The sequence below is a fragment of the Bradyrhizobium sp. genome, from assembly GCF_049512235.1.
In the GTDB taxonomy this organism is placed as follows: Bacteria; Pseudomonadota; Alphaproteobacteria; order Rhizobiales; family Xanthobacteraceae; genus Bradyrhizobium.
The window spans coordinates 1-7,697 of the sequence record NZ_JBEKXH010000314.1 but is presented as its reverse complement, the minus strand read 5'-3'; the positions used below and the strand labels follow the sequence as shown (position 1 = coordinate 7,697).

General features: G+C 64.3%; 7 protein-coding genes. 3 read left to right on the top strand and 4 right to left on the bottom strand.

Going from position 1 to position 7,697, the window contains the following annotated elements:
* The 3 genes from ABSG20_RS24480 to ABSG20_RS24470 all read right to left on the bottom strand — a co-directional run.
* Nucleotides 1–552 (bottom strand): DUF993 family protein (locus ABSG20_RS24480; protein ID WP_423867081.1); only part of this gene is annotated, 552 nt, incomplete at its 3' end.
* Between the two features lie 13 nt (nucleotides 553–565).
* On the bottom strand, nucleotides 566–1,717 hold the full coding sequence (locus ABSG20_RS24475; RefSeq protein ID WP_423867080.1) for a Gfo/Idh/MocA family protein: 1,152 nt from the start codon (nucleotides 1,715–1,717) through the stop codon (nucleotides 566–568).
* A 35-nt stretch (nucleotides 1,718–1,752) separates the two neighbouring features.
* A complete protein-coding gene (locus ABSG20_RS24470) occupies nucleotides 1,753–2,598 on the bottom strand; it encodes a VOC family protein (RefSeq protein ID WP_423867079.1) in 846 nt (281 codons plus the stop codon).
* 348 nt (nucleotides 2,599–2,946) lie between these two features.
* Between ABSG20_RS24470 and ABSG20_RS24465 the strand changes: the two genes are divergently transcribed.
* A complete protein-coding gene (locus tag ABSG20_RS24465) occupies nucleotides 2,947–3,858 on the top strand; it encodes a sugar kinase (protein ID WP_423867078.1) in 912 nt (303 codons plus the stop codon).
* A 2-nt stretch (nucleotides 3,859–3,860) separates the two neighbouring features.
* The gene (locus ABSG20_RS24460) at nucleotides 3,861–4,802 is read left to right on the top strand and encodes a ribokinase (RefSeq protein WP_423867077.1); all 942 of its coding nucleotides are present in this window, start codon (nucleotides 3,861–3,863) and stop codon (nucleotides 4,800–4,802) included.
* Between the two features lie 378 nt (nucleotides 4,803–5,180).
* Here ABSG20_RS24460 and ABSG20_RS24455 read toward each other — a convergent pair whose 3' ends face one another.
* The gene (locus ABSG20_RS24455) at nucleotides 5,181–6,401 is read right to left on the bottom strand and encodes an NAD(P)/FAD-dependent oxidoreductase (protein WP_423867076.1); all 1,221 of its coding nucleotides are present in this window, start codon (nucleotides 6,399–6,401) and stop codon (nucleotides 5,181–5,183) included.
* 321 nt (nucleotides 6,402–6,722) lie between these two features.
* Here ABSG20_RS24455 and ABSG20_RS24450 point away from each other — a divergent pair, with 321 nt between their 5' ends.
* Nucleotides 6,723–7,535, top strand: a complete 813-nt coding sequence (locus ABSG20_RS24450; protein ID WP_423867075.1) for an enoyl-CoA hydratase/isomerase family protein — start codon at nucleotides 6,723–6,725, stop codon at nucleotides 7,533–7,535.
* Nucleotides 7,536–7,697 lie beyond the last annotated feature (162 nt).

Sequence of the window (7,697 nt, the reverse complement as noted above, 5' to 3'; positions counted from 1 at the left end):
GTCATAAACCCCAGCATAATCGTCCCGGTCGCGGCCGATCCGCGCCAGCGCCCGCGAGGCCATCAGGATGATGCGTCCGCCGGCCCGTTCGATCGCCGCGATCTGTTCCTCATAGGCACAGATGACGTCGTCGAGGTTTTTCGCACGCTCCGGCGCGAGATGATCGGTGCCGGCGCCGGAAAACAGCAGCGCATTGCCGCGTCGTTTCGCGGCCGCCACCGAGCGCCGGATCAGTTCCAGCGAATGCGGCCAATCCAGCCCCATGCCGCGCTGCGCGGTGTCCATGGCTTCGGCGACACCGAGGCCCAAATCCCAGATGTGCTCGCGAAAGGCGATCGTGCGATCCCAGTCGATATCAGGCGCAAGCCAGGGATCGACATCGGCGAGTGGATCGGACACCACATGGGCGGCGGAAAACGCAACGCGGTTCAGCGTGCCTTGAAGCCGCGACGGAAAGCTCCTGGACGCCGCGAGGCGATAGGTCTCGATCGAACGATCGGCGCAGGGCAATTTCAGCGACAGCGGGCAGATTGGCAAAACCGGTTTGTTCATCGCGTGATCTCCTTTAGGGCTTGATCGGCGCGACGTCGATCCAGCGCCGTTCGCGCCAGCTCTGCTGCGCGCATTCGGCCAGCTGCACGCCCTTGGCGCCCTCCAGCAGCGTGTATTGATAGGGCGCGTCCTCGCAGACGTGGCGGATGAACATCTCCCACTGCGCCTTGAAGCCGTTGTCGTAGGAGGTGTTGTCCGGCACCCTCTGCCAGTCGGCGTAGAAGTCGTGCATGCGCTTCTGGTCCGGATTCCATACCGGCCGCGGCGTCGCCTGCCGCGCCTGGATGACGCAATCGGTGAGGCCTGCAACCGCCGAGCCGTTGACGCCGTCGACCTGGAAAGTGACGAGATCGTCGCGATAGACCCGCGTGGCCCAGGACATGTTGATGTGCGCGATGACCCCGCCCTTGAGCCGGAAGGTGGCATAGGCGGAATCGTCCGCGGTCGCCCGATACTTCTTGCCGGTCTCGTCAAAGCGCTCGGGAATATCCGTAGAACCCGTGCAGCTCACGCTTTCGACGTCGCCGAACAGGTTGTCCAGCACGTAGCGCCAGTGACAGACCATGTCGAGAATGATGCCGCCGCCGTCCTCGCTGCGATAATTCCACGACGGCCGCTGCGCCTCCTGCCAGTCGCCTTCGAACACCCAGTAGCCGAATTCGCCGCGCACCGAGAGGATGCGGCCGAAGAAGCCGGAGTCGCGCAGGAACGCCAATTTCTTCAGGCCCGGCAGGAACAGCTTGTCCTGCACGGTTCCGTGCTTGACGCCGGCGGCGTCGGCCAGCCTGACTACCGCCAGCGCCTCGTCGAGATTGGTCGCGATCGGCTTCTCGCAATAGACGTGCTTGCCGGCCTCGATCGCCCGCGTCAGCAGCATCGGGCGCGCCTGCGTGGTCGCCGCATCGAAAAAGATGCTGTCGGTCTTGTTGTCCAGCGCCTGGTCGAGATCGGCGGTCCAGCGCTGCACATTGAACTTGGCGGCCAGGCGTTCGACCTTGTCGGCGTCGCGGCCGACCAGGATCGGGTCCGGCATCACTCGCTCGCCATTGCCGAGCAAGACGCCGCCGGCATCCCGGATCGCGATGATCGACCGGATCAAATGCTGGTTGAGCCCCATCCGGCCGGTCACGCCGTTCATGATCACGCCGAGGCGCTGTGTCGTCATATCGATTGCTCCTGAGGGTAACAAAACAGCGCTTCTCACCCCGCGCGCGGCGTCCGCTGCAAAAGCAGGGTGTGGATGCCGCAGGCGCCGCTGCGCACGCTGATCACCCGGGTGCCCGGCTTGCGGCCGTTGCGCACCTCGGACACATCGATGCCCGCGCCGATCAACCGCGCGCGGGTCGCTGTGATGTCGGCGACGCGCCAGCTCAGGCCCCACAATTTATCATGGGCTTGGTCGCTGCCTGCGACCGGCCGGCGCACCAGTTCGACGATGAGATCGCCACAGCGGAAAAACATCAGCTGCCCCCATTCCTGGTGCGAGCGGTCGAGCGCCATGTCGAGGCCTAGCCGCGCGCCATAAAGGGCTGCGGCGCGCTCCGGATCCTCGGTCGAGACCACGACGTGATCGAGCGCCAGCACCGGATCTGCTGAGATCGCCGCCGAGCGCGGCCGGTCCTCGGCCAGTTCGAGAAAAAACATCCGCACCCCCCGCGTCAGGTCGGTCGATGCGCGGGTGCGTTTCCAGCGCAACAGGGCGCCCGAGCCGGCATCGCGGCTTTCGACCTCGGCAACCGGCTCCGGATGCAGCGCCAGGCGATCGAGCCGACGATGCATTTTCGCGAGGTCATCGACGCGGAAGCAAATGCTGGCGAGCCCCGCGCCCCAGATTTTTATCACGCTCCTGATGCGCTCAGCGTTGGGCGAATCGCCCTCCGGCGCCATCAGTTCGAGCGTCATGTTGTCGAGGGTGAAAAGCACGGTTTCGGCGCCGTCATGATGGCTTCGCCAGGATGGTGCGCGGCCGAGCAGCTGTTCATAGGCTGCAGCACCTGCCCCGATGTCTTCGAGCAGCACGACGACATGGTCGAGCCCGGTAATCATGGCAACAACCCCCGCCTGGTCCTGGCGGCGCGGACCGGCGCGTCGATAATACAACCCATCGCAGCCGGCACGGAATCCATATCGAGGGCGTCCGCGGCGCCGAGCGCGCCAGAACAAAAGGTCATCATTTCCTCACCTTATGTCCCGTTTTCGCAAGATTCGGAGCGCCGCGGGCCGCATGCGGAGCGACGGTCGTAGTCCCGCCAAAGGGCTATCTCAAGCGATTATGGCGGCCCCTTGCGAATTATTTCGGCTGACGGTCCGGAGATTTTAGCCAACGATCGGGCATAAGCGGTGCTAATGTAGGTCGCCGGCCGGGATCACCCCTAAAGCCATGACGGAAAACGAATGCAGGCTCTCTTCATTGGACAAACCTATATCGACGTCACCTTCATCACCGACCACATGCCGACTGGCGACGAAAAGCACGTCGCGTCCGCCTACGCGGTCTCGTTCGGCGGCAACGCAGTTACGGCGGCTTTTTGCTGCGCCAAGCTCGGGATCGTGCCCGACCTGATCGCCACCGTCGCCAATGACTGGCTGGGGCGGATGTTTCAGGACATGAGCGCGAAATATGGCATCTCGATCCATCCGCGCAAGGTTAATTCCTCCTCGCTGTCCTTCATCATGCCGAAGGACGGCAAGCGGGCCATCGTGCGCTGCCGCGACGACGAGCACATCCACCCCTTCCCGCTTCTGAATCTCGGCGGCTGCCGCGCGCTGCATGTCGACGGTCACCAGCCGGACGCCGCGATTCATTACGCCAAGCTATGCCGCGAGGACGGTATCCTGACCTCGCTGGATGGCGGCGGCCTGCGCACCAACACCCACGAGCTCCTGGAGTTCATCGACGTCGCCATCGTCGCCGAGCGGCTGTGCGAGCAGATGGACCTGACGCCGGAAAAGATGCTGGATTACCTCAAGAGCCGGGGCTGCCGCGTCGGCGGCATCACCATGGGAGAGCGCGGCCTGCTCTGGTTCGACGAGACCGGCACCGTTCGCACGCTTCCCGCGCTGCCAATCGCGCGCGAACGCGTGCTCGACACCAACGGCGCCGGCGACGTGTTCCACGGCGCCTATATATATTCCTACCTCAACAATCCCGGCAAAAGCTGGCGCGACCATTTCGAATTTTCCCGCGCGGCCTCGACCTACAAGATCCAGCGCCTCGGCAACGAGGCCGGATTACCGACGCTTGCCGACATCGAAACCGTCAGGCAGGAGTTTCAGATCGGGCGTAAGAAGGAGTTCTGGGATTAGGCATGGGCCGGGTATTCGTCGCCGGAAGCATCAACATGGATGTGGTGGCGACGGCCGACCGCCATCCCCGCATCGGCGAGACCGTCGCCGGCCATGCCGTGCTTTATTTTCCCGGCGGCAAGGGCGCAAACCAGGCGGTCGCGGCGGCCAAGCTCGGCGCGCCGACGACGCTGATCGGCCGCGTCGGCAGGGACGCGTTCGGCGGGCAACTGCAAACGTTCCTCGCCGCCCAGGGGGTCGACCTCGGTTTTGTGCGCGAAACGCCGCAAGCACACACCGGCACGGCAATCATCACGATCGCCAATGCCGACAACACCATCGTCGTGATCCCCGGGGCCAATGGGCTGGTCGGCGCCGCCGATGTTGAAGCGCCTTCGCTGGCAAACGGCGACATCGCGGTCAGCCAGTTCGAGATACCGCTGTCCGCGATTACCGCTTTTTTCAAAAGGGCACGCTCGGCGGGCGCAACCACGATCCTCAATCCGGCGCCGGCGATCGAATTCGACCCAGCAATGCTCGATCTGGTCGATATCCTGATCCTCAATGAAACCGAACTCGGACTTCTGACCAAGACAGGTCTTGACGACACTGATGATGACGCGCGCTTCATCGCAGCCGTCAGATCGCTGCCAGCCGGCCAGCGCAAAATCATCTGCGTCACGCTCGGCAAGCGCGGCGTGCTGACACTCGTCAACGACGCGCCGCTGATCACACCGGGCCGCAGCGTCAAAGCCGTCGATACCACCGGCGCCGGCGATTGTTTTGTCGGCGCGGTCGCAGCCCAACTGGCCGCCGGAAAATCAATTGGCGACGCACTCAACTACGCCAATGGCGCGGCGTCGATCTCCGTGCAGCGGATGGGCGCCGCGCCATCGATGCCGACGGCGGCGGAGGTCGAGGCCATCATCTCCGCGAGTGGTCCCGGCGAAGGCCGGCACCCATAAGCACCGCATTCAGTGATGAAAACAGGTAGCACCCCTGGTGCCCAACGATGGGACTCGGCGTATGAGTCCGCCTCGCGCTCGCATTGGCTCGCTTGCCGGGAAGATGATCAATAAAACCCGCCTAGGCCAGCCCTCAAAACCATTGAATCGGATCTGGTTCTCCCCTCCCCCCGCGAAGCGGCGGGGAGGGGTCGGGGGTGGGGGGTCTATCGGCAGGAACCGCTGCTTCGGTGAACGCCGTGCCACCCCCCACCCCCGACCCCTCCCCGCCACGCGCGACGCGCGTGGGAGGAGGGGAGCTTATGACCTCATCCAGAGTTACTCACCGGCGGCAGCGACCCATGGACGGACTGCCTGCAAGATCCGAAGCGGTGAATTTTACCTCAAAGCCGCCTTCAGATCAAAACTCAAATCCGCCGCCTGTTCCGGTTCGATCGAGCGGTCCAGCCCGAGAATCTTCCGTCCGAATACGTGATCCGCCGCGCGGTTGACGGACTCGACGCCGACCAGTCGCCCCGACTTGTAGCAGAATGCCGAGAACGAACGCACCCCGGGATCGCCGCGCACCACGACGCGGTCGTAGCCGGTGGTCAGACCTGCGATCTGGAGCTTGTCGTCACCCTGGTCGCTCCAGAACCATGGCAGGCCGTCATAGACCTTGACGTCCCCGGTCAGCCGCGCCGCCACGCAGCGCGCGTGGTCGGTGGCGTTCTGCACCGATTCAAGCCGCAGCGAGCCGCCGAAGCGAGGGCTTGCAAACAGCGCGCAGTCGCCGATCGCCGAGATGCAGGGATCATCGGTCAGCAAGTGCTCGTTGACGATGATGCCCGATCCGACCGCCAGACCGGCTCGCGCAGCCAGTTCGACGTTGGGCAAGACGCCGACGCCGACCACCACCATGTCGGCCGGCAGGTGGCGGCCATCGCTGAGGCTGACGCCGGCAACGGTTGGACCCTCGCTCTCGATGCTGGTGGCCTGCACACCCAGGTGAATGCGAATACCCGCCGCGGTGTGCCGCGCCTGGAAATAGTCTGATATTTCCGCGGTCACCGCGCGCGCCATCACGCGCGGCGCCAATTCGATCACATCCACCTCGAGCCCCTTGGCCCGGGCGGTGGCGGCGAATTCCAGGCCGATGAAGCCGGCACCGATCACCACGACGTGCCGGGCCGAGGCGATCCGCTGCCGCAACGCCTCGCTTTCGTCCAGAATTCGCAGATAGCGAACCTCGCCCAGGTTGGCATTGGGGATGTCGAGCAGGCGATTGCGCGCACCGGTCGCCAGCACCAGATGCCCATACTCGAGCGAGGCGCCGGATGCGAGCAAAAGCCTGCGGGCGTCGCGGTCGATGGCTGCGGCACGATCGGCAATCAGCTCGATGTTCTGGTCGCGATAAAATTTGTCCGGCCGGAACATCAGGCTGTCCGGAGCGCCCGCGCCCTTGAGATAGGCCTTGGACAAAGGCGGCCGCTGGTACGGCAGATGCGCCTCGTCATTGAGCAGGCAAACGCGCCCGCTGTAGCCATGCTGCCGCAACGACGCCGCCAGTTGAAAACCCGCGTGACCGGCGCCGGCAATCAGAATCGTTCCATGCGTCATGGCGTCAAACCGGCACGATGCGAAGCGGCAACGGACAAGTTCCGGGCACCGCGCACCAGATCATCGTATTCATACTCACCGCGCAAGCTCCCGCTTCGAGCGATTTTGCCCGTCCGCACCTGGACTTTCCTGATCCCTTTTGGGGATCGGCGGCCGCCGCCTCTCCGAGGTGGATCAGGTTACATGGCCTCATGGCTCACAACGGTGCAAGGTCCATCGGAGCAGATCTGAACTGTATTTGACAAGAATACCGAGGATTGTCACATCAGTTATTCTACTATTTAAAGGTGAGATAGTCTTCTTACCCGGGATGCTGTTCAGATGTCGAAGCCAGCTGATGCCACTGCCGCCCTCGCCGACGAACCCGCGCTGCTTGGGATCGAAGGCCCGATCGCCACCATCACGCTCAACCGGCCGGCCGCTTTCAACGCGATCGATCTTTCGATCGCCAGAAAGCTCGAACAGCTCAGCGCCGAGGTCGAGGCATCGGATGCAGTCCGCGTCCTTGTGATCGAGGGCGAAGGCCGTGCATTCTGCGCCGGGGGCGATCTGCAGACCATCGGCGCCGCTGCTGCCGCCGACAACATCGCACCCGTGGTCGGAGAACTGCTGCAGCATTATCACGCCTTCATCACGACCCTGCGGCGGATGCCTAAGATCGTGCTGGCAAGCGTCCACGGCTCCGCCGCCGGCGCCGGCCTGTCGCTCGCCTTTGTCGCGGACCTCTGTATCGCCGCGGAAGATGCCCGCTTCACGCCGGCCTATGCAAGGCTCGGCGTATCGCCCGATGGCGGCGGTACCGTCGGCGTGGTGGCAAGCGTGGGCACGCGGCGTGCCTTGCAGATCTATCTCGCCGAAGACAGCTTTTCGGCGGCACAAGCCCATGATTGGGGCCTGGTTGCCAAGGTCGTCCCGGCGCTCGAACTGAAAGCCGCGACCCGCGCACTGGCGCATCGGCTGGCGCAGAACGCCCCGGCGGCGTTGGCGGCGACCAAGGCGCTGATCCACCGCGCGCCTGTGACGCCGATCGATCAACAGCTCGACGCGGAAAGAGATGCCATCATCGCCTGCATGCAGACGGATGAATTCCACGCCGCGGTGAAGCGATTCGCGGGCAAATCGAAGCCAATGTGAGACGGATTGTGGCGTCGTCGCGTTGCCCTCTCGCTGCACATACAGGTCCGGGGCTGTGTTCAGATGCTGACGTCCGCTTGCGCCACTGTTTCGGTTCCCGGCGATCCGGCGCTGCTTGGAATTGAAGGCCCGGTCGCCACCATCACGCTCAATCGGCCGGCC

Coding starts and splice junctions, on each gene's coding strand:
- ABSG20_RS24465 (WP_423867078.1), top strand. CDS start 2,947: ATGCAGGCTCTCTTCATTGGACAAACCTATATCGACGTCACCTTCATC.
- ABSG20_RS24460 (WP_423867077.1), top strand. CDS start 3,861: ATGGGCCGGGTATTCGTCGCCGGAAGCATCAACATGGATGTGGTGGCG.
- ABSG20_RS24450 (WP_423867075.1), top strand. CDS start 6,723: ATGTCGAAGCCAGCTGATGCCACTGCCGCCCTCGCCGACGAACCCGCG.
- ABSG20_RS24475 (WP_423867080.1), bottom strand. CDS start 1,717: ATGACGACACAGCGCCTCGGCGTGATCATGAACGGCGTGACCGGCCGG.
- ABSG20_RS24470 (WP_423867079.1), bottom strand. CDS start 2,598: ATGATTACCGGGCTCGACCATGTCGTCGTGCTGCTCGAAGACATCGGG.
- ABSG20_RS24455 (WP_423867076.1), bottom strand. CDS start 6,401: ATGACGCATGGAACGATTCTGATTGCCGGCGCCGGTCACGCGGGTTTT.